The sequence below is a fragment of the Prescottella sp. GW823-FHT02E09 genome, assembly GCF_058797375.1.
The window spans coordinates 518,237-540,173 of record NZ_JBXAJP010000002.1; the positions used below are offsets into that span (position 1 = coordinate 518,237).

Here is a 21,937-nt window from a genome sequence, read left to right on the forward strand (position 1 = left end):
TTCTACCCCTTCGATCGTGCTCGCCGGTCGCGTGCCGTTTTCCGCGACTATGCCACGGAAACCGGATCGGGCTCGTCGCCGCCGAGGCCGCGCCACCGCCGGCCCAGTCGCCCGGCGGCGTTGACCGCGAGCGCCATCAGCGTCATCGCCACGAGCAGCACGACCAGGCCGATCGCGAGCTGCAGGTATCCCTGCTCGCGCGGGTCGATGAAGGGGTACGGATACCAGTCCACGATCGGCCCCCGGATCAGCGTGTACACCCCGTAGACGACGGGGAACGCGAGCCAGCTCAGCGACTGCCGGTCCGTGATCCGAGCGCGCGGCGGGTTGACGATCCAGTCGAGGAGCAGCACCAGCGGCAGGATGCGGTGGAGCGCGTCGTTGATCCACCGGTCCTGCAGCATGACGTCGACGTTCGCGAGCAGGACCGCGTAGATGATGCCGGTGATCACCATGTAGACCGTCGCCGCGCCACGCACCAGTTGCCATCGGGTGTCCTGCGGGTCCCGCACGGCGCCCACCAGCAGCACCAGTGCCGCGAGAACATTGCTCAGGATCGTGAAGTAGCTGAAGTAGTTCGCGACGGAGAAGGCCGGTTCGTCGATGTTGCGGAGCGGAATCCATGCCAGCGCGACGATCCCGAGGGCGCCGAACGCGAGACGCAGCACGCGGAAGAGGGGGTGGGTCCGCCGGATCGCGGCACCCGGTGTGACGGCGGTCATGCGCGTATGTTCGCACGGCCCGGGCGGTTCCAGCCGGAATTGCCGTTGCGCGCTTCGATAGGCTGTGCGGAGCATGTCGACATCACCATCAGCAGCCGAGACCGGGTTCGATCGCCGCGAGGCGAGGAAGCGGCTCGGCGCACTCACTCTCCGCGACGAGCACCGGCTTCGCCGACGCCTCGACCGCGCCAAGTCCCCGTCCGCGCTCGCCGCACTCGCCGACGAGATCTCCGCGGCCGAGCTGCGCGTCGAGGGCCGCCGAGCGCAGGTCCCGCCGATCACGTACCCGGAATCGCTGCCGGTCACGCAACGTCGCGAGGACATCGCGGCGGCGATCGCCTCGCACCAGGTGGTGATCGTCGCCGGCGAGACGGGTTCCGGCAAGACCACCCAGATCCCCAAGATCTGTATGGAATTGGGTCGCGGCATTCGCGGCATGATCGGGCACACCCAGCCTCGCCGTCTGGCGGCCCGCACGGTCGCCGAGCGGATCGCCGAGGAGGTGGGCCGGGAACTCGGCGACACGGTCGGCTACACCGTCCGCTTCACCGACCAGGTATCCGACTCGACGCTGGTCAAGCTGATGACCGACGGCATCCTGCTCGCCGAGATCCAGCGGGACCGGATGCTGCGCCGGTACGACACGCTCATCATCGACGAGGCCCACGAGCGCAGTCTCAACATCGACTTCATCCTGGGCTATCTCAAGCAGCTGCTGCCCCGGCGTCCCGACCTCAAGGTGATCATCACCTCGGCCACCATCGACCCGGAGCGGTTCGCCGAGCACTTCGCGGTGGACGGCGTGCCGGCGCCCATCGTCGAGGTGTCGGGCCGGACGTTCCCGGTGGAGATGCGCTACCGACCGCTGACCGTCGAGGTGGGCGAGCAGACCTTCGACCGCGATCCCGTCGATGCGGTGTGCGAGGCCGTCGAGGAACTCGCCGCCGAGGGTGACGGCGACATCCTGGTGTTCCTGTCCGGCGAGCGCGAGATCCGCGACACCGCCGACGCGCTGCGGGACCGCAAGTACCGCAACACCGAGATCCTGCCGCTGTACGCCCGCCTGTCGGCGGCGGAACAGCACCGGGTGTTCTCACCCCACACCGGTCGCCGGGTGGTGCTGTCCACCAACGTGGCCGAGACGTCGCTGACAGTGCCGGGTATCCGCTACGTGGTCGACCCGGGCACCGCGCGCATCTCGCGCTACTCGGTGCGCACCAAGGTGCAGCGCCTGCCGATCGAACCGATCTCGCAGGCCTCGGCCCGGCAGCGTGCCGGACGATGCGGCCGTGTCGCGGACGGAATCTGTATCCGCCTCTACGCGGAGGACGACTTCGAGTCCCGGCCCGCTTTCACCGAGCCGGAGATCCTGCGCACCAACCTCGCATCGGTGGTCCTGCAGATGACCGCGCTCGGGCTCGGCGACATCGAGGCGTTCCCGTTCGTGGAGCCGCCGGACCCGCGGGCGATTCGCGACGGTGTGGCGCTGCTCGAGGAACTCGGTGCGATCGCCCAGGGCGACAAGGCCGCGACGAAGACCGACGGCGACAAGCCGGCGGGCCCCGAACTCACCGCGACCGGCCGCGAACTGGCACAGTTGCCGGTCGATCCACGGATGGCGCGGATGCTCGTCGAGGCGCACCGCAACGGCTGCCTACGCGAGATGCTGGTGATCGTGTCCGCGCTGTCCATCCAGGACGTGCGCGAGCGGCCTGCCGAGTTCCAGCAGGCCGCCGACGAGAAGCATGCCCGCTTCAATGTCGAGAACTCCGACTTCATGGCCTATCTGAAGTTGTGGGAGTACCTGCGCGAGCAGCGGAAAGACCTCAGCTCCAATCAGTTCCGCAAGATGTGCCGCAACGAGTTTCTGCACTGGCTGCGGATCCGCGAGTGGCAGGACCTGCACGGCCAGCTCCGCCAGATCACCCGCGGGCTCGGCTGGGAGACAGCCGATTCCGGCGCGTCCGGGGCCTCCGACGCGGCTGAGTCCCTGATCCACCAGTCACTGCTTGCGGGTCTGCTGTCGCACATCGGACTGCGTGAGGGCGACAAGCGCGACTTCCTCGGCGCCCGCGGTAGCAGGTTCGCGATCTTCCCCGGCTCCGGCCTGTTCAAGAAGCCGCCCCGCTGGGTGATGGCATCCGAACTGGTCGAGACGTCACGGCTGTGGGCGCGGATGGCCGCGCGCATCGAACCCGAGTGGGCCGAGAAGCTGGCCCCGCACCTGGTCAAGCGCACCTATTCGGAGCCGCACTGGTCCACCAAACGTGCGTGCGCGATGGCGTACGAGCGGGTCACGCTCTACGGCGTTCCGCTCGTCACCGGCCGGCCCGTCACCTACAGCACGATCGACCCGGAGACCTCGCGTGAGTTGTTCATCCGGCACGCGCTGGTGCAGGGCGAGTGGCAGACGCAGCACAAGTTCTTCCACGCCAACCGCGCGCTCCTCGACGATGTCGAGGAACTCGAGCACCGGGCCCGGCGACGCGACATCCTCGTCGACGACGAGACCCTGTTCGAGTTCTACGATGAGCGGGTCGGCCCGGAAGCGGTGTCCGCCAAGCACTTCGACACGTGGTGGAAGCAGGCGCGACGCTCGGATCCGAATCTGCTGAACTTCACCACCGCCACGGTGGTCAACGCGGACTCCGCCGCCGTGCTCGAGGGCGATTACCCCGATGCGTGGCGCCAGGGCGACATCCAGTTCCCGCTGACATACCAGTTCGAGCCCGGTACCGAGGACGACGGCGTCACCGCACGGATCCCGGTGGCGCTGCTCGCGGGCCTGCGGCCGGTGGGCTTCGACTGGCTGGTGCCCGGCATGCGCACCGAACTGGTCACCGCGCTGATCAAAACGCTGCCGAAGCAGTTGCGGCGCCAGGTGGTGCCCGCTCCGGACTTCGCCGCCGCCGCGCTCGCCGCCGTCAAGCCTCGATCCGAGTCGCTGGTCCACGCGATGGCGCGCGAGTTGTCGCGGCTGGGCTCGTGCCGGATCGAACCGACGGACTTCGACGTTGCGTCACTGCCGCCGCATCTGCGAATGACGTTCGCCGCAGTGGACGAGAAGGGCAGGGTTCTCGGCAAGGACAAGAGCTTGGCCGCGTTGCGCCGGTCGCTGGCACCGCGCGTGGAGGTCGAGGTCGCCAAGGCCACCTCGACCACGGAGCGAGCCCCGGCACCGGTCTGGACGGCGCAGACCCTGGGCACCCTGCCGTCGTCGGTGACCCGAACCCTGGGCGGGCAGAAGGTGACCGGCTACCCGGCGCTGGTCCCCGAGGCGCACGGCGTCGCCGTGCGGGTGCTCACCACCCCGGCCGCGCAGCGCGCCGCGATGCGCGCCGGCACCCGACAGCTGCTGTTGAACGCGGTTCCGACGCAGGCCAAGTCGGTGACCAACGGGATGAGCAACGCCGACCGGCTCGCGCTCGGGCAGAACCCGGACGGCACCTTCGATGCGCTCCTCGAGGACTGTCGCGCATGCGCGGTCGACGAGCTGATCGCCGAGAACGGTGGCCCCGTGCTCGATCCCGCCGAGTTCGAGACGTTGACCGGGAAGGTCCGCGCACAGCTCGCCACCCGTGTCACACGTCTGCTGCGCCTGCTGCTGCCGGCACTCGCGGAGGCACATCGACTGTCGGTCATCCTCGACCGAACCGTCGGCGAGGCCGCCGACGACGTACGCGAGCAGCGCGAATCGTTGCTGTTCCCCGGGTTCGTCACGGAACTAGGCTCCAAACGGCTGAAGGACCTGCCACGGTATCTGGCGGCCGCGTCGCTGCGGCTCGAGTCGCTGCCCGGCAGCGCACAGCGCGACCAGGCGGGCATGGACGCCCTCGATCGTGTGTACGCCGCCTACGACCGGATGCTCTCGGCACTGCCGGAGGAGCGTCGAGGAGACGACGACGTCAACGAGATCCTGTGGAAGATCGAGGAGTTGCGGGTGAGCCTGTTCGCACAGTCGCTGGGCACCGCGATCCCTGTATCGGAGAAGCGGGTGCTCAAGGCGATCGACGCGATCCGACGGTAGCCTCGCGTCCGAGCCGACCCGGCCGTGTCACTCGGCGACGGACTCCGCCTCCGCCAGCCCGGCGGTGCGGCTTTCGCGGTGGGCACGCAGGTCCTTGATCTCGCGCTCGAAGTCCTCCGCGGAGCTGAAGGAGCGGTACACCGAGGCGAAGCGGAGGTACGCGACCTCGTCGAGGTCACGCAGCGGACCGAGGATGGCCAATCCGACCTCGTGGCTGGGGATCTCGGGAGACCCCGACGCACGGACGGCGTCCTCGACCTGCTGGGCCAGCAGGTTCAGCGCGTCGTTGTCGACCTGGCGGCCCTGGCACGCGCGGCGCACCCCCTGGACCACCTTCTCCCGACTGAACGGCTCGGTGACGCCGCTGCGCTTGACCACGGCCAACACCGCCGTCTCGACGGTCGTGAAGCGACGGCCGCACTCCGGGCACGAGCGCCGACGGCGAATCGCCGCGCCCTCGTCAGCCTCTCGGGAATCGACCACGCGCGAATCGGGATGCCGGCAGAACGGGCAGTGCATGGTGATTCCTTCGTAGCCATCGTGGCCGCTGCGCCGCTTCTCGACCGATGCCGGTTCCAACAGAACCGACTCACGCAGGGGAGACACGATATCGACGCGACCACGCGATGTGGTGTGACTGACAGGATTCGAGGATACCCGCCCCGCCCATACCGGCAGCGACTCCCGGGTACCCAGGCGAATCAGCGCCGATTCCGGCCGTGCCGGCAGCACCATGATCGAACGCCTCCTCCATTCACGACCGGAACCCGGTCACCTCGCGGACGACCCTGCTCCCTGCACCTGCACCGTGTCGGCGACCGAGGCTGCCGCCCCGGGCTCACCGGCGGCCAGGTTCGCGAGCGCATCCAGACCCACGACGACGCCGACGGTGACGACCACTGTCGCGACGATCGCCGACAGCCCCGAGAATCGCGACTGCGGGCGGCGATGATCGTGCGACGGGTGCGATGTGCCCGACACCCGGGATCCGCGCGAGCCGTGCCGCGGCACGGCGTCGTAGTGCACGAAGCCGGCCGCAGGCCGCTGCGAATCCGCAGGCCGGATCCGCGCCGGGCGGTACTCACGCGCCGCACCGCGGTCGATGATCACGCCGGATGCGTCCGCCCGCACGTAGACGTCCCGGCGCCACGTCGGCGTCCCACCGACCGATCCGTTCCCCGAAAGTGCGATTCCCATCCGAACCCTCCCAGCGAGTCGTCGAGCGGTTTCCACTCGTCGGACAGACGCGAACCGGACGTGTAGCGCTTAATCCGGACATATCGCGAACGATCCGAACAACCAGTGTTCGATCATGCGTTCGATAGAACGCATATTCGATTTCTACCACGCGACTGCGACAAAGTCAGCACTTCCGGCGACACAGGTCGAACAGATGTTTGAAGTAGTGGGATGATCGGGATAGATTCGTGGCAGAACACACAGACCAGCCGATGGAGCCGCGAAGGAGGCCACGCGCCATGAAGGACGACAGTTCGAGTTCCTCCGGCAAGTCCGGACGCACATCGTCCGACGACGTCCAGCCTGGAGGCGCCGCACTCGACGCCACCCAGCTCACCGACCGTCAGCGCAGGGTTCTCGAGGTCATCCGGACGTCGGTCGCCGAGCGCGGCTACCCGCCGAGCATCCGCGAGATCGGCGACGCGGTCGGCCTCACCTCCACGTCGTCGGTCGCGCACCAGTTGCGCACGCTCGAGCGCAAGGGCTTCCTGCGGCGTGACCCGAACCGGCCGCGCGCGGTCGATGTCCGGGGACTCGACACTCTCGACGGACTGGACGACACGCGGCCGGCGACGGGCGCGTCCGCGGCCATGAAGTCCACCGACGAACTGCCGGCCCCGACGTTCGTGCCGGTGCTCGGGCGCATCGCGGCCGGCGGCCCGATCCTGGCCGAGGAAGCCGTCGAGGACGTCTTCCCGCTGCCGCGCGAACTGGTCGGGCAGGGGTCGCTCTTCCTGCTCAAGGTGGTGGGCGAGTCGATGATCGACGCCGCGATCTGCGACGGCGACTGGGTGGTCGTGCGTCAGCAGAACGTCGCGGAGAACGGTGACATCGTCGCCGCGATGATCGACGGCGAGGCCACCGTCAAGACGTTCAAGCACACCGGCAAGGATGTGTGGCTCATGCCGCACAATCCCCTGTTCGATCCCATCCCCGGCAACGACGCCGCGATTCTCGGCAAGGTCGTCACCGTGATGCGCAAGCTCTGACGGGCTCGGGAACGATACGGCGAAGGGGGCTCGGCATCATGCTGAGCCCCCTTCGCCGTTGTCGGATCTCGTGGATCAGCCCAGATTCAGGCCGCGACCGATGATCTCCTTCATGATCTCCGTGGTACCGCCGTAGATCGTCTGGACCCGAGAGTCCATGTACGCCTTGGCGATCGGATACTCACGCATGTAGCCGTAGCCACCGTGCAGCTGCAGGCACCGGTCGATCAGCTTGACCTGCGCCTCGGTGGTCCACCACTTCGCCATTGCGGCTTCCTGGACGGTGAGCGTCCCCGCGTTGAGCTGCTCGATGAACTTGTCCACCAGGATCCGCACGGCGGTCGTCTCGGTGGCGAGCTCGGCGAGGACGAACCTGGTGTTCTGGAAGCTGCCGATCGATTTGCCGAACGCCTTGCGGTCGCGGCAGTACTGGATCGTCATGTCGAGGCAGGATTCCATCGCGGCGGCCGCCACTACCGCGATAGACAGGCGCTCCTGCGGCAGGTTCTGCATCAGGTAGATGAAGCCCATGCCCTCCTCACCGAGAAGGTTCTCGGCCGGCACCCGGACGTCGGTGAAGCTCAGTTCCGCGGTGTCCTGGGCCTTGAGGCCGATCTTGTCGAGGTTGCGCCCCCGTTCGAAGCCCTCCATGCCGCGCTCGACGACGAGCAGCGAGAAGCCCTGGGCGCCCTTGTCGGGGTCGGTACATGCGACGACGATCACGATGTCGGCGTTGATGCCGTTGGTGATGAAAGTCTTGGCGCCGTTGAGAATCCAGTGATCGCCGTCCTTGACGGCGCGGGTCTTGATGTTCTGCAGGTCGGAGCCGGTGCCGGGTTCGGTCATCGCGATGGCGGTGATGAGTTCGCCGGAGCAGAATCCGGGCAGCCAGCGCTGCTTCTGCGCCTCGTCGGCGAGCTTGATCAGGTACGGCGCGACGACGTCGTTGTGGAGCATGAAGCCGACGCCGCTGTAGCCGCCGCGGGTGGTCTCCTCGGTGACGATCGCGTTGTACCGGAAGTCCTCGACTCCCCCGCCGCCGTACTCCTCCGGCACCGCCATGCCGAGGAAGCCCTGCTTGCCCGCCTCGATCCACACCGACCGGTCGACGATGTTCTGCTCCTCCCACTGGTCATGGAAGGGCGCGACGTGCTGATCGAGGAACTTGCGGTAGGACTCCCGGAACAGTTCGTGCTCCGGTTCGAACAGGGTGCGTTCCACTGCGTCTCCTCGTGTCGAGATCTACGGCGGTCTGCCGGCGGCCGCGGGCACGCGGCAGCAGACCTACTTCCTCGACATGACCGTAAAGCGAAGGTCAGCATCGATCCATGACCGAGACGAGCACGATTCGTGACCGCGTGGCGCAGATCACGAATCGTGCACGGGGCCGCTATGCGCGGCGCAGCGCATTCAGCCGGCGCATCAGCGGATACGCGACCAGAATGCCGACCGAACCCCATGCGATGCCACCGAGTTCGACGGACCCGATGGACAGTGTCAGGTTGCCGATGCCTGCGACGAGCGCGGTGGCCACGACCGTGAGGTTGACGGGATCGGTGAAGTCGACCTTGGCGTCCATCCAGATGCGTACACCGAGGACGCCGATGAGGCCGTACAGCACCATCGTGGCGCCACCGATGACACCGTCGGGCACGGTGAACACGAGCGCACCGAACTTGGGCGAGAAGGACAGGACGATCGCGGTCGCCGCCGCGACCCAGTAGGCCGCGGTCGAGTAGACGCGGGTCGCGGCCATGACGCCGATGTTCTCGGCGTAGGTCGTGGTTCCGGATCCGCCGCCGGCGCCGGCGAGGGTGGTCGCGAGACCGTCCGCGAACAGGGCGTTGCCGGCCAGATCGTCGAGGGACCGGCCCGTCATCGCGGCCACCGCCTTGACGTGGCCGACGTTCTCGGCGATCAACACGATCACGACGGGCAGCGCGAGCAGGATCACGGACAGATCGAACGACGGACCACGCAGGTGCGGCACACCGAACCACGCGGCCTCGCGCAGCGCGTCCACGCGGTCGTCCGCGAGCCCGCCCGTGACGGCGGCGAACACCCAGCCGATCACGACGCCGATGAGGATGCCGAGGCGCCCGATGATGCCGGGCCCGATCACCGTGGCGAGGAGGATGCCGAGGAGGGTCACGGCCGCGATCAACGGCTGCGCCTGGAACGACCCGGCCGCGGTGGGCGCGAGGTTGAGGCCGATCAGCGCGACCACGGCACCGGTCACCACCGGCGGCATGACCGCGTCGATGACGCGGGCGCCGATGAGCTTGACCGCGACGCCGACGAGCATCAGCACCACACCGGCGGCGACGACGCCGCCGAGCTGCGCCGCGGGGCCGTCACCGGCGGCCGCCGTCAGCGGCGCGATGAATGCGAACGACGAACCGAGGTAGCTGGGGATCCGCCCGCGGGTGAGGATGAGGAACAGGGCGGTGCCGATGCCGGAGAACAGCAGCGTGGTCGTGACCGGGAAGCCGGTGATCGTCGGCACCAGCAGGGTGGCGCCGAACATGGCGATCACGTGCTGCATGCCGATGCCGACGGTGCGTGGCCACGACAGCCGCTCGTGCGGTGCCACCACCGCACCGTCGCTGATCCGTCGGCCGTCGCCGTGCAGCGCCCATCCGAACATCCCGGATCCTTCCGGCTGCTCCGGCGCGCGTCGTACGCTGTCCTCTTTACTCGTCACAGTTGGCCAATAGTAGGGCCACCCCGGAGACGCGCACCGATCCCGTCCCCCCGCGACCGGACGACGCGGCCGTGATCTCCACTCCCCAGCGGGACGAGTAGGTCGGCGGTAGCTTCAGACAAGCAGCCGGACGGGCGTTCACATACCGCTCGAGGATTCCACTCGTGCTGCCGGGCCGTGGCGATCCGAACGCAGAACCGGACCGAGGAGACTCATGAGCACTACGGATCGAGAACCACCGGAGGCCTCGCTGACCGACGGCCTCCCGGTGGCCGGCGCCGTCGACGAGACGTCGAAGTCGGGGATCAACAAGCCGGTCTTCTACATCTCGTCGGCCATCATCGTCGCGATCACGGCATGGGCGATGATCGCACCGGACCACGCCGACGCCGTCATCGGCAGTGTCGTCGACTGGATCTCGGGCGCCTTCGGTTGGTGGTACTTCCTCGTCGCCACCCTGATCATCGTGTTCGTGCTGTTCCTGGCACTGTCGCGCTACGGGAAGATCAAACTCGGCCCCAACCACTCGCTCCCCCGGTACAACGTCTTCACTTGGGGCGCGATGCTGTTCGCCGCGGGTATCGGCATCGACCTGATGTTCTTCTCGGTCTCCGAACCGGTGACGCAGTACCTCGCGCCGCCGGTCGGCGAGGGTGAGAACACCGAGGCCGCCCGCCAAGCCGTGGTGTGGACGCTGTTCCACTACGGCATCACCGGATGGGCCATGTACGCCCTGATGGGCGCCTCCCTCGCGTACTTCGCGTACCGACGTGGGCTCCCGCTGTCGATCCGATCGGCGTTGTACCCGGTGATCGGGAAGCGCGTGAAGGGCGCCGTCGGCGACGGTGTCGAGGTCGCGGCAGTGATCGGCACGATCTTCGGCATCGCGACCTCCCTCGGCATCGGCGTCGTCCAGCTCAACTACGGGCTGCACTTCATGTTCGACCTGCCGCAGAACACCGCCATGCAGGTCGCGTTGATTGCGCTCGCGGTACTGATGGCGACGGTGTCCGTCGTCTCGGGCGTCGACCGCGGGATCCGACGCCTGTCGGAGCTGAACGCGCTGCTCGCGCTCGCGTTGATGCTGTTCGTCCTGTTCGCCGGCAGACGCGGTTCCTACTCGACGCGATCGTCATGAACGTCGGCGACTACGTCAGCCGCCTCCCCGGGATGTCGCTCGACACCTTCGCGTTCGACGCGCCCCAGGAATGGCTCAATTCGTGGACCCTGTTCTTCTGGGCGTGGTGGATCGCGTGGGCGCCGTTCGTCGGCCTGTTCCTCGCCCGCATCTCACGCGGCCGCACCATCCGCCAGTTCATCGGCGCGGTGCTGACCATCCCGTTCGCGTTCATCGCGCTGTGGATCGCGATCTTCGGCAACGCCGCGCTGTCGGTGGTGATCGACGGCAACAGCGACTTCGGCGAGACCGCTATGTCCGCTCCCGAGAGCGCGTTCTACTCGCTGCTCGACCAGTACCCCGGCGCGCTGTTCAGTGCGGGCATCGCGACGTTCACCGGGCTGCTGTTCTACGTCACGTCGGCCGACTCGGGCGCACTGGTGCTGACCAATCTCACGTCCCACCTGAGCGATCCGGAGGAGGACGGTCCCAAGTGGGGGCGAATCTTCTGGGCCGTCGCGACTGGTCTGCTGACCCTGGCGATGCTCATCGTCGGCGGCGTCACGACACTGCAGAACGCGACCATCATCATGGGTCTGCCGTTCTCGTTCGTGATGCTGCTGATCATGGCGGGCCTGCACCGGGCGCTGCGCACCGAAGGCTTCCGGGAGGACAGCCTGCGTGCGGTCCTGCACTCGTCGCTGTCCGAGCGGGTCGGCCCCGAGCGCGGCGTGCAGCGCACGTGGCGCCAGCGCCTCACCCGTACCCTGTCCTACCCCGACGCCAAGGACCTGCGCGCGTACGTCGACCGGACCGCGCGACCGGCGTTGCAGGCCGTGGTCGACGAACTCGCCGGCCGCGACATCTCCGCCGACCTCACCGCCAACCGTGAGGACAGGACCGGGGTTCCCCACCTCGACCTCACCGTCGAGATGGGCGACGATCCGCCGTTCCGATACCAACTGTGGCCCGAGAAGACGGACATGCCGTCGTTCGCGATGAACTCCGCCAGCGGGGACGCCGCCTACTACCGCCTCGAGGTGTACCTCACCGAGGGCAGCCAGCAGTACGACGTCATGGGTTACACCCGCGAGCAGCTCATCGGCGACGTCCTGGACCAGTACGAGCGCCACATCGAATTCCTCCGACTCCGACACACACCGACATTGGAGTGATGCAGCCATGACCGACACCGCAGCCAGCCTGTTCATCGGCGGGCGTTGGTTCGCCGCCGAGTCCGGCGACACCCGCGACATCCGCTGTCCCGCCGACGGGAGTCCCGTTGCCACGGTCTCCGAGGCCGGGACCGTCGACGTCGAGAGGGCGATCGCGGCAGCGCGCGAGGCGTTCGACACCGGTCCGTGGCCCCGGACCGTCGCGGGCGAGCGGGGCCGGGTGCTCCGCAAGGTCGCGGACCGGCTCCGCGAACGCAAGGAGGAGTTCGCGCGCGCCGAGTCGTTCGACACCGGCAAGCGCATCGTCGAGAGTCGCATCGACATGGACGACGTCGCGGCCTGCTTCGAGTACTTCGGCTCGATCGCGGCCACCGACGCCGGACGCCTCGTCGACGCCGGGGACGCCAACGTACTCAGCCGGATCCAGTACGAGCCAGTCGGGGTGTGCGGTCTGATCTCGCCGTGGAACTACCCCCTGTTGCAGGCCGCATGGAAGGTCGCGCCGTGTCTGGCGGCCGGAAACACGTTCGTGCTCAAGCCCAGTGAGCTCACCCCCTCGACCGCGATCCTGCTGATGGATCTGCTGACCGAGTGCGGCGTGCCCGCCGGTGCCGCGAACCTCGTGCTCGGTGCGGGGGCGGTGGCCGGGGCCCCGTTGTCGGAGCACCCGGACGTGGACATGGTCTCGTTCACCGGCGGCCTGGTCACCGGACGTCGGATCGCGGCGACCGCGGCGGCGACGGTGAAGAAGGTGGCCCTGGAACTGGGCGGCAAGAACGCGAACATCGTGTTCGCCGACGCCTTGTTCGACGCCGCGGTCGACAACGCCCTCAACGCCGCGTTCGTGCACTCCGGTCAGGTGTGCTCGGCCGGAGCACGACTGATCGTCGAGGAGTCCATCCACGACGAGTTCGTCGACGCACTGGTGTCCCGCGCCCGCGAGATCCGCCTGGGCGGTCCGTTCGACGACGACGCCGAGACGGGTCCCCTGATCTCGGCGGCCCACCGCGACAAGGTCACCGCCTACGTCCGCAAGGGCGTCGAGGAGGGCGCGGTGCTGCGCTGCGGCGGCGAGTGGGGATCCGGCGACCTGGCGAACGGCTTCTACTTCCTGCCGACCGTGCTCGACGGCGTCCGGCAGGGCATGTCCGTCGTCGTCGACGAGGGCTTCGGTCCGGTGGTGACCGTCGAGACGTTCACCGACGAGGACGACGCGGTGCGGATCGCCAACGACACGCGCTACGGCCTGGCCGGCGCGGTCTGGACGCAGGACGCGGGCCGGGCGCAGCGGGTCGCGAACCGGATGCGTGCGGGCACCGTGTGGATCAACGACTTCCATCCCTACCTCCCGCAGGCGGAGTGGGGCGGATTCGGTGAGTCCGGGTTCGGCCGAGAACTCGGCCCGACGGGTCTCGACGAGTACCGCGAGGCCAAGCACGTCTATCAGAACATCGATCCCGGGGTGAGCGGATGGTTCACGGACCGGACCTCGGAGCGACCGGAGAAGGAGTGACCATGACCTCCCAGCAGGAACACGAGTACGACTACGTCGTCGTCGGCGGCGGTTCGGCGGGGGCGGCGGTCGCGGCGCGGCTGAGCGAGGACCCGTCGGTGACGGTCGCGCTGGTCGAGGCGGGCCCGAGCGATGTCGGGCTGGACGAGATCCTGGTTCTCGAGGACTGGATGGCACTGCTCGAATCCGGTTACGACTGGGACTATCTGATCGAGCCGCAGGAGCACGGCAACTCGTTCATGCGGCACGCCCGGGCGCGAGTACTCGGCGGCTGCTCGTCGCACAACTCGTGCATCGCGTTCTGGCCGCCGCGCGAGGACCTCGACGAGTGGGCCGGTGCACTGGGCTGCGCGGGGTGGGAGGCCGAGGCGATCCTTCCGCTGATCAAGCGCCTGGAGAGCAACTCCCGACCCGGCGACCACCACGGCCACGACGGCCCGGTGATCCTGCGTGACGTGCCCCCGAACGATCCCTGCGGCATCGCGATCCTCGATGCGTGCGAGCAGGCCGGCATCCCGCGGGCCCGGTTCAACGAGGGCGAGACGATCGTCAACGGCGCCAACTTCTTCCAGATCAACGGCCGCGAGGACGGCGTCCGCTCGTCGTCGTCGGTGTCGTACCTGCACCCGATCCTGGATCGGGAGAACCTGACGATCCTCACCGACCACTGGGCGAAGAAGCTGCCGGTGGAGAACGGCCGCTGCGTCGGCGTCGACGTGCTGCTGAAGGACGGCATCCACTCCCGACGGATCTCGGCGCGGCGGGAGGTGATCCTGTCGGCGGGGGCGATCGACTCCCCGAAGCTGCTCATGCTGTCAGGCATCGGACCGGCCGGGCACCTGCGGGAGATGGGCATCGATGTGCTCGTCGACTCACCCGGGGTGGGCAGCAACCTGCAGGACCACCCCGAGGGCGTGATCCAGTGGGAGGCGAAGCAGCCCATGGTGACCCGGTCGACGCAGTGGTGGGAGATCGGCATCTTCTCCCCCACCGAGGAGAACCTCGACCGACCCGACCTGATGTTCCACTACGGCTCGGTGCCGTTCGACATGCACACCGTGCGGCAGGGTTACCCGACGTCGGAGAATGCGTTCTGCCTGACCCCCAACGTCACCCACGCGCGATCCCGAGGCACCGTGCGACTGCGCAGCATCGACTTCCGGGACAAGCCGAAGGTGGATCCGCGGTACTTCACCGACCCCTACGACATGGACATCATGATCAAGGGCATCCGCCGTGCCCGCGAGATCGTCGCTCAGCCGGCGATGGCCGACTGGGCGGGCCGGGAGTTGTTCCCCGGCATCGACGTCCGGACCGACGAGCAGATCGCCGACTACATCCGGCGCACCCACAACACTGTCTACCACCCGGTCGGCACGGTGCGGATGGGACCCGACTCGGACTCACCGGTCGACCCGCAGTTGCGGGTCAAAGGCATGGAGGGCCTGCGGGTCGCGGACGCCTCGGTGATGCCGAAGATCGTCGCGGTGAACCCGAACATCACCACCATGCTCATCGGCGAGCACTGCGCCGACCTGATCAGGAAGTCCTGACCGACCCGACCGCTAGGAACGGGATCGGCGCCGCACCAGGGCGAACGTGGCAAGCCCCGCGACCAGCGCACCACCGGCGAGGACCGCGGTGGACCACCGGGGAGCCGAGGACTCCTCGGTGGGCTCGTCGGCCGCCTGCGCGGGGTCCTGGGCGTGGTTCTCCGACGCCGACAGTGACACCGAACCACCGGACCAGCTGTTGTTCTGAGCCAGTTCCGTTGCGCCCCTCAGGATCTGAACCGGGGGCAGCGCGCCACCGGCGGACTCCGAGCCCGCGAGCAGGTCGCCGTCGGGGGTGAACGCGATCGCCTCGCCCTGCGGCTGGTGCGGCAACGCGACCCGCACGGGCGTGGTGGTCGTCAGCGCCCGCGCCAGATCACCGTCGGGTGCCGAGAACAGATAGACGTCGGTGTAAGTGCGCAGTGCGGCGACCGTGCCGTCGCTGCTCACCGCGCCGCCGGTGACGAGGGTGGACCCACCGACCGGTACCGGTCCGCCCGGCGTGGTGGTGGGGCCCAGACGCACCTCGCCGACCCGCTCGAGCGGCGTGGGTCCGGGCGACGCCAGGTCATCGAGCGTGGCCGCGCCGGCCGGGCGGTAGATCCCGTTCGCGACGAGCACTTCCTTGGTGACGATCAGCGGGACACCGTCACGCTGGATCAGCAGCGCCTCGGCGTCGTGCGCGCCATCCGGGTACGTCAGTCGGTGCAGCTGCCCCGCGCCGGTCGCCGGGTCGAGGTCGATCAGCGCGACAGTGGAGCGGATGCGCTCGTTGTCACCGGTGTCCGACAGCCACAGACGGCCGTCCGGGCCGACACCCATGTCCTCGATGTCGTACGGGTCCACCGGCACCGGCAGCTCGGCGGTGACCGCACAGTCGCCGTCCATCACCACGACGGCGTCGTCGGTCCCGCTGTCGCCGATCCCGTAGGTCTGTCCGCCCGACACCGCCAGCCCCGACAGCTCGGCGAGCGCCGCATCCACCGGCGTGCAGACCGGCGCGAACTGTGCACCGGTCACCAGCACTCCGGAACCGGAACTCTGCGCGGTCGCCGGCGCCGCCAGCAGCATCGACGGAACGAGCGTGAGCACGGCACCGGCGAGCGACAGCCGGATCGTGCCGCGACGGCTACCCACGCCCCGCGTACTCGACCAGTGCAGAGGCGAGCGACTCCGGGACCCGCACTCGCATGCGGGTGCCGTCCTCCTCGTGGGAGGTGTCGAGGATCTGGCCGTCCGAGTGGATGCGTGCGACGAGGTCGCCCCGTGAGTAGGGCACCAGAACGTCGACCTCGACCTCCGGTCGTCGAACGATCTCGCCCAGTCGCGTGCGGAGCTCATCGATGCCCTCCCCGGTTCGGGCGGACACGAACACCGCGCCGGGCAGGAGCCCGCGCAGCTGGGTCAGTACCACCGGGTCCGCAGCGTCGATCTTGTTTACCACGATCAACTCGGGCGGAGCGGTCGTATCGTTCTCGCGGATCACCTCGGTGATGACCTCGCGGACGGCCTTGATCTGGTCGGTCGGCAACGGATCGGAGCCGTCGACGACGTGCAGCAGCAGGTCGGCGTCGGTGACCTCCTCGAGCGTCGACCGGAACGCCTCGACCAGCTGGGTCGGCAGGTGCCGCACGAAACCGACGGTGTCGGTGAGCACGTATTCGCGTCCGTCCTCGAACGCGGCCTGACGGGTGGTCGGATCCAGCGTCGCGAAGAGTGCGTTCTGCACCAGCACACCCGAGCCGGTGAGGGCGTTGAGCAGGCTGGACTTGCCGGCGTTGGTGTAGCCGACGATCGCGACCGACGGGATCTCGCTGCGCAGGCGGTGGCTGCGCTTGGTGTCGCGCGCGGCCTTCATGCCCTTGATCTCGCGGCGCAGCTTCGCCATCCGCTCGCGGATGCGCCGCCGGTCCGTCTCGATCTTCGTCTCCCCGGGACCGCGCAGGCCGACGCCGCCGTTGCTGCCCGCGCGACCACCGGCCTGCCGGGACATCGACTCACCCCAGCCGCGCAGCCGGGGGAGCATGTATTCCATCTGCGCGAGGGCGACTTGCGCCTTGCCCTCGCGGGAGGTGGCGTGCTGGGCGAAGATGTCGAGGATCAGCGCGGTCCGGTCGATCACCTTGACCTTGACGACCTTCTCCAGCGCGGTGAGCTGGGCGGGCGTGAGCTCACCATCGCAGATGACGGTGTCGGCACCGGTCGCGAGCACCACCTGCCGCAGCTCGTCGGCCTTGCCCGACCCGATGTACGTCGCGGCGTCGGGCTTGTCCCGCCGCTGGACCAGGCCCTCGAGCACCTCGGAGCCGGCGGTCTCGGCGAGCGCGGCCAGTTCGGCCATGCTCGCGTCGGCCTGCGCAGCGGTGCCCGACGTCCAGACACCGACCAGGACCACGCGCTCGAGGCGCAGCTGCCGGTACTCGACCTCGGTGACGTCGGTGAGCTCGGTGGACAGGCCCTGCACTCGGCGCAGCGCGGCGCGTTCGTCGAGCTGCATGTCGCCGACGGACGGCGCCGCAGCATCGTCGAAGTACTCGGCCTCGTCAGAGGTCGCCTGTTCGTCCGTCGTGGACGGGACGTGGGTGTGATGTGTTTTCGTCATACACGTTCATGGTCCCACGAAGCGCGACCGGCGTGCACGCGCATTTCGGTTGCCACGCGACACGTGGGCGCCGCGGGCATCGACACCCGGGCGAGCCAGGCATCACCCGGGCGAGCCCGGCATCATCCACCCGGGCGAGCCCGGCATCATCCACCCGGGCGAGCCCGGCATCATCCCAGTTCGGTCCACCAGCGGTCGTCGACGATGCCGGAGGCGACCAGCACCGACGGCCCACGCAGCGCCGCCCGGCCGCCGGCGATCGACACCTCGACGCGTCCGCCGGGCACCCGCACCTCGACCGTGCCGTCGGTGTCGCCGGCGGCCCGCAGCGCCGCCGCCGCGGCGGCGACGGTGCCGGTACCGCACGAGCGGGTCTCCCCCACGCCGCGCTCGTGCACGCGCATCTCCACCGCACCGTCGGTCAGCGGGGTGAGGATCTCGATGTTGACGCCCTGCGGGAAGAATCCGGGATCGAATCCGGGTGCCGCCGTCAGGTCCAGCGTCGCGAGCGCCGCGGGCGTGAGAGCGGGGTCGACACACGCCAGGTGGGGGTTGCCGACGTCGATGCCGATGCCGTCGAGGACGCGTCCGCCGACCGTCGCGGTCGACGACCCGAGCTCGCGCACCTGCCCCATGTCGACGGTCACGTCGCCGTACACGTGGTCGGCCGTGTGCACCCGGACCGGGCGGCCGCCGGCACGGCTGCCCACGACGAACTCGTCGCGGCCCTCGAGCCCGGTCGCGCGCAGGTAGTGCGCGAAGACCCGGACACCGTTGCCGCACATCTCGGCGATCGAGCCGTCGCCGTTGCGGTAGTCCATGAACCAGTCGTCGGGGCCCACACCGGCGGGCAGCTCGGGGAGCACGCCCACCGCCGCGAGCGCTCCCGCTCGGGCCACACGCAGCAGTCCGTCGGCGCCGAGCCCGCGACGGCGGTCGCACAGCGCGGCGATCCGATGCGCGGGCAACGCGAGATCGGCGTTCGGATCCGGCAGGATCACGAAGTCGTTCTCGGTGCCGTGGCCCTTGCTGAATTCCATACCGCCAACTCTAGCGGGGCGTCACGAGACCCCGACGACGCGCAGCACGCCGTCCAGGAGACCGGGGTCGGCGCCGTCGACCCAGTGCACCCGTGGATCCCGTCGGAACCACGATCGCTGCCGACGGACGTACCGGCGGCTGCCGATGAACGTGCGCTCCACCGCCTCGGTGCGGTCGTACTCGCCGTCGAGCATCGCCAGCACCTGCGCGTAGCCGATGGCTCGCTGCGCGGTCACACCCTCGCGTAGGCCCATCTCGACCAGCGCGCGCACCTCGTCCACCAGCCCCCGCTCGAACATCAGCTCGGTGCGCAACCGGATCCGCGCGTCGAGCGCCTCGGTCTCGCGATCCACACCGACGATGACCGTCCCCCAACGCGGTTCACCGATCTTCGGCGCGGACGCGGCGAACGGCTTGCCGGTGAGCTGCACGACCTCGAGCGCCCGGACGATCCGTCGGCCGTCCGTCGGCAGGATCGACGCCGCCGCCTCCGGATCCACCCGTGCGAGTTCCGCGTGAACCACGGCCACGCCGCGTTCGGCGAGCACGGATTCCCAGTGCGCCCGGATCTGCGGATCGGTCGCCGGGAACGCCCACTCGTCGAGCAGCGACTGCACGTACATCATCGAACCGCCGACGATGATCGGCACCGCACCCCGCGCGCGGATGTCGTCGATGTCGCGGCACGCCGACTCCTGGTAGCGCGCCACCGTCGCGGTTTCGGTCACGTCCAGCACGTCGAGCTGGTGGTGGACGATGCCCCGCCGCTCCGGGACGCTCAGTTTCGCGGTGCCGACGTCCATCCCGCGGTACAGCTGCATCGCGTCGATGTTGACGATCTCGCCGCCCAGCCGTTCCGCGAGGTCCAGCCCCAGATCCGACTTGCCGGTCGCGGTGGGCCCCACGACAGCGATCGGGGTACGCCCCTGCTCGGTCACGGCAGCCACATCCCGACGTGGTAGCCGACCCCGAAGGGCGCCCCCGAATACAACGCCTCGGCCTTGCGCGGGCCGCCGTCCGGGCCGCCGAACGCGGCCGAAAGCACCTGCCACGCAGCACGGCCGGACAGCCCGATCTCGCCGCACAGCCCCGCGTCGAGACCGTCGAGCGCGCCGCAGTCACCACTCGCGAGTGCCCGGCCGAGCACCCCCTCGACCTCTCCCGACCGCTCGTCGAACGCCCCGGGCGCCTTCTCGGTCAGCGTGTTCGCGCCGTCCGCCACGATCAGCAGCCCCTGCGGGGACGGCGAGGCGTCGAGCTCGTGGCGCAGCTGCTCGCCCAGGCGCACACACTCGGCGATCGGAGTGTCGGGAGCGAGAATTCGCGCCCGGACCGCGGCCGACGGCGCGGCGCGCCCACGCAACCACCCGGCGACGAGCACCGCGAGAGGCATCGTCGGGTCGAGCGCGCGGTGATCGGATTCGCCGGGCGCCAGGCACACTCGCACGTCGACGCCGAATCCCGCGAAGGTGCCGCACGATTCGGGGGTGATCTCCGCGGCGGGCGCACCCGGATCCGCGACACCGATGACGGTCCACTGTCGGCACGCCTCGCCCAGCCGGACCGACACCTCGAGGGCGGCTCGGCGCAACCGGTCGGTATCCGACGCTGCGGCCCCTGCCAATTGGGGCACCAGCAGCGGGGGTGAGGGCACGAAAGCAGCGGCGGTCAACACACTGCGCCACGGTAGTCGACCCGAGGTGACGCCCTCCGAGGGTCATACCTGTTTCAATAGTCTTGAACAGTCGCTGCAGGCTCCCGCCATCTCCGATCGACCGACGGACCCCGGTGGGAGGCGACAGTGCGATCAGGCAGCCGTGACGCGCGGCAGAGACGAGGAGCTATGACCGAGAGCAACGCACCCAAGCCGGGTACCCCCAAGCCGGGCGTCCCCAAGCCCGGCGCCGCCAAGCCGGGTGCCGTGAAATCGAGCTCGCCCAAGCCCGGTCCGGCTCCGACCCATGCCATGCCCGCCGTGGCCGCCAGCGATCCCAGCCTCTTCGGCCGGGTCGACGACGACGGCACCGCCTGGGTCAAGACGGCCGACGGCGAACGACAGATCGGCTCGTGGCAGGCCGGGGACGCTGCCGAGGGCCTCGCACACTTCGGGCGACGGTACGACGACCTGGCGACCGAGGTGACACTCCTCGAGACGCGTCTGGCCTCCGGAGCCGGCGACGCCAAGAAGACCCGCGCGGCGGCCGCGGCTCTCGCCGAGTCGCTCCCCACCGCGGCGGTCATCGGTGACATCGACGCGTTGAGCGTTCGTTTGACGGCCATCATTGCGGGCTCCGAGCAGGCCGAGGAGCAGGAGAAGCTGGACAAGGAGGCGTCGCGGCAGGAGCAGACCTCCCGAAAGGAGGCACTCGCGGCCGAGGCCGAGCAGATCGGCAACGAATCCACGCAGTGGAAGGCCGCGGGCGACCGACTGCGCGAGATCCTCGACGAGTGGAAGACCATCCGGGGCCTCGACCGCAAGACCGACGACGCCCTGTGGAAGCGGTACTCGAAGGCGCGCGAGGCCTTCAACCGCCGTCGCGGCACACACTTCGCCGAACTCGACCGTGAGCGCGCCGGCGCGAAGTCCCGCAAGGAGGAACTCGTCGTCCAGGCCGAGGCGTTGGCGACGTCCACCGACTGGGGGCCGACCGCCGGCGAGTTCCGCGACCTGCTCACCGAGTGGAAGGCCGCGGGACGGGCGCCCCGCGAGGCGGACGACGCCCTGTGGCGGCGCTTCAAGGAGGCGCAGGACGTATTCTTCGCGGCCCGCAACGCGGCCGCGTCCGAACGTGACGCGGAGTTCGCGCAGAACGCCGTCGCCAAGGAAGAGTTGCTGAAGTCCGCCGGCGCCATCGATCCCGACAAGGATCTCGAGGCCGCTCGCGCGGCCCTGCGCGACCTGCAGGAGAAGTGGGACGCGATCGGCAAGGTTCCGCGCGAGCGGATGCACGATCTCGAAGGCAAGCTCCGTGCCGTCGAGAAGCGTGTGCGAGAGGCGGCCGATTCCGAGTGGCGGCGCACCGACCCCGAGGCGCTGGCGCGGGCCGCTCAGTTCCGTGAGCGCGTCGCCCAGTTCGAGGAGCAGGCCGCGAAGGCCACCGCGGCGGGCAAGACCAAGGACGCGGAGAAGGCCCTCGCCCAGGCCCAGCAGTGGCGTGAGTGGGCCGAAGCCGCCGAGGGTGCCGTCAACGAGCGCTGATCGACAACGAGTGAGGGGTGGGGGGGGGGGGGGGGGGGGGGCCCCCCCTCTCGTCT

At 69.2% G+C, this 21,937-nt stretch carries 15 protein-coding genes and 1 pseudogene; 6 read left to right on the plus strand and 10 right to left on the minus strand.

Annotation, left to right across the window (positions count from 1 at the left end; genetic code table 11):
- Positions 1-47: 47 nt before the first annotated feature.
- The gene (locus AC1RIF_RS06565) at positions 48-722 is read right to left on the minus strand and encodes a Pr6Pr family membrane protein (protein WP_492600555.1); all 675 of its coding nucleotides are present in this window, start codon (positions 720-722) and stop codon (positions 48-50) included.
- A 73-nt stretch (positions 723-795) separates the two neighbouring features.
- Here AC1RIF_RS06565 and hrpA point away from each other — a divergent pair, with 73 nt between their 5' ends.
- Positions 796-4,749 (plus strand): ATP-dependent RNA helicase HrpA, encoded by a 3,954-nt coding sequence (gene hrpA, locus AC1RIF_RS06570; protein ID WP_492600556.1) that lies wholly within the window; start codon positions 796-798, stop codon positions 4,747-4,749.
- Between the two features lie 27 nt (positions 4,750-4,776).
- Here the strand turns inward: hrpA and nrdR are convergent, their stop codons facing one another.
- Positions 4,777-5,268, minus strand: a complete 492-nt coding sequence (nrdR, locus tag AC1RIF_RS06575) for a transcriptional regulator NrdR (protein WP_492600792.1) — start codon at positions 5,266-5,268, stop codon at positions 4,777-4,779.
- Between the two features lie 252 nt (positions 5,269-5,520).
- The gene (locus AC1RIF_RS06580; protein ID WP_492600557.1) at positions 5,521-5,946 is read right to left on the minus strand and encodes a hypothetical protein; all 426 of its coding nucleotides are present in this window, start codon (positions 5,944-5,946) and stop codon (positions 5,521-5,523) included.
- 281 nt (positions 5,947-6,227) lie between these two features.
- Here AC1RIF_RS06580 and lexA point away from each other — a divergent pair, with 281 nt between their 5' ends.
- Positions 6,228-6,977: a transcriptional repressor LexA gene (gene lexA, locus AC1RIF_RS06585; RefSeq protein WP_492600558.1), complete on the plus strand. Its 750-nt coding sequence runs from the start codon at positions 6,228-6,230 to the stop codon at positions 6,975-6,977.
- A gap of 75 nt (positions 6,978-7,052) precedes the next feature.
- Here the strand turns inward: lexA and AC1RIF_RS06590 are convergent, their stop codons facing one another.
- Both AC1RIF_RS06590 and AC1RIF_RS06595 read right to left on the minus strand, forming a co-directional pair.
- Positions 7,053-8,198, minus strand: coding sequence for an acyl-CoA dehydrogenase family protein (locus AC1RIF_RS06590; RefSeq protein ID WP_492600559.1), 1,146 nt, complete (start codon positions 8,196-8,198; stop codon positions 7,053-7,055).
- Positions 8,199-8,367: 169 nt separating this feature from the next.
- Entirely contained in the window at positions 8,368-9,624 is a 1,257-nt protein-coding gene (locus AC1RIF_RS06595; protein ID WP_492600560.1) for a uracil-xanthine permease family protein, read from the minus strand.
- A 421-nt stretch (positions 9,625-10,045) separates the two neighbouring features.
- On the opposite strand from AC1RIF_RS06595, the pseudogene betT reads away from it, so the two are divergent.
- The 3 genes and pseudogenes from betT to AC1RIF_RS06610 all read left to right on the plus strand — a co-directional run bounded on the left by betT (position 10,046) and on the right by AC1RIF_RS06610 (position 15,039).
- A pseudogene (betT, locus tag AC1RIF_RS06600) lies at positions 10,046-11,973 on the plus strand (choline BCCT transporter BetT).
- Between the two features lie 7 nt (positions 11,974-11,980).
- Positions 11,981-13,486: an aldehyde dehydrogenase family protein gene (locus AC1RIF_RS06605; protein WP_492600561.1), complete on the plus strand. Its 1,506-nt coding sequence runs from the start codon at positions 11,981-11,983 to the stop codon at positions 13,484-13,486.
- A 2-nt stretch (positions 13,487-13,488) separates the two neighbouring features.
- Complete coding sequence (locus AC1RIF_RS06610; protein ID WP_492600562.1) at positions 13,489-15,039, plus strand: GMC family oxidoreductase; 1,551 nt, start codon at positions 13,489-13,491, stop codon at positions 15,037-15,039.
- Positions 15,040-15,051: 12 nt separating this feature from the next.
- Here AC1RIF_RS06610 and AC1RIF_RS06615 read toward each other — a convergent pair whose 3' ends face one another.
- The 5 genes from AC1RIF_RS06615 to AC1RIF_RS06635 all read right to left on the minus strand — a co-directional run bounded on the left by AC1RIF_RS06615 (position 15,052) and on the right by AC1RIF_RS06635 (position 20,357).
- Positions 15,052-16,110, minus strand: coding sequence for a hypothetical protein (locus tag AC1RIF_RS06615; RefSeq protein WP_492600793.1), 1,059 nt, complete (start codon positions 16,108-16,110; stop codon positions 15,052-15,054).
- A 58-nt stretch (positions 16,111-16,168) separates the two neighbouring features.
- On the minus strand, positions 16,169-17,641 hold the full coding sequence (gene hflX / locus AC1RIF_RS06620) for a GTPase HflX (RefSeq protein ID WP_492600563.1): 1,473 nt from the start codon (positions 17,639-17,641) through the stop codon (positions 16,169-16,171).
- Positions 17,642-17,811: 170 nt separating this feature from the next.
- On the minus strand, positions 17,812-18,681 hold the full coding sequence (gene dapF, locus AC1RIF_RS06625; RefSeq protein WP_492600564.1) for a diaminopimelate epimerase: 870 nt from the start codon (positions 18,679-18,681) through the stop codon (positions 17,812-17,814).
- Between the two features lie 21 nt (positions 18,682-18,702).
- The gene (gene miaA, locus AC1RIF_RS06630) at positions 18,703-19,620 is read right to left on the minus strand and encodes a tRNA (adenosine(37)-N6)-dimethylallyltransferase MiaA (protein WP_492600794.1); all 918 of its coding nucleotides are present in this window, start codon (positions 19,618-19,620) and stop codon (positions 18,703-18,705) included.
- Positions 19,617-20,357: a class III extradiol ring-cleavage dioxygenase family protein gene (locus AC1RIF_RS06635; protein WP_492600565.1), complete on the minus strand. Its 741-nt coding sequence runs from the start codon at positions 20,355-20,357 to the stop codon at positions 19,617-19,619. The genes miaA and AC1RIF_RS06635 overlap by 4 nt, the downstream gene beginning before the upstream one ends.
- A 168-nt stretch (positions 20,358-20,525) precedes the next feature.
- On the opposite strand from AC1RIF_RS06635, the gene AC1RIF_RS06640 reads away from it, so the two are divergent.
- Positions 20,526-21,881 carry a DUF349 domain-containing protein gene (locus tag AC1RIF_RS06640; protein ID WP_492600566.1) on the plus strand — a complete coding sequence of 452 codons (1,356 nt, stop codon included), beginning with the start codon at positions 20,526-20,528 and terminating at the stop codon, positions 21,879-21,881.
- Positions 21,882-21,937 lie beyond the last annotated feature (56 nt).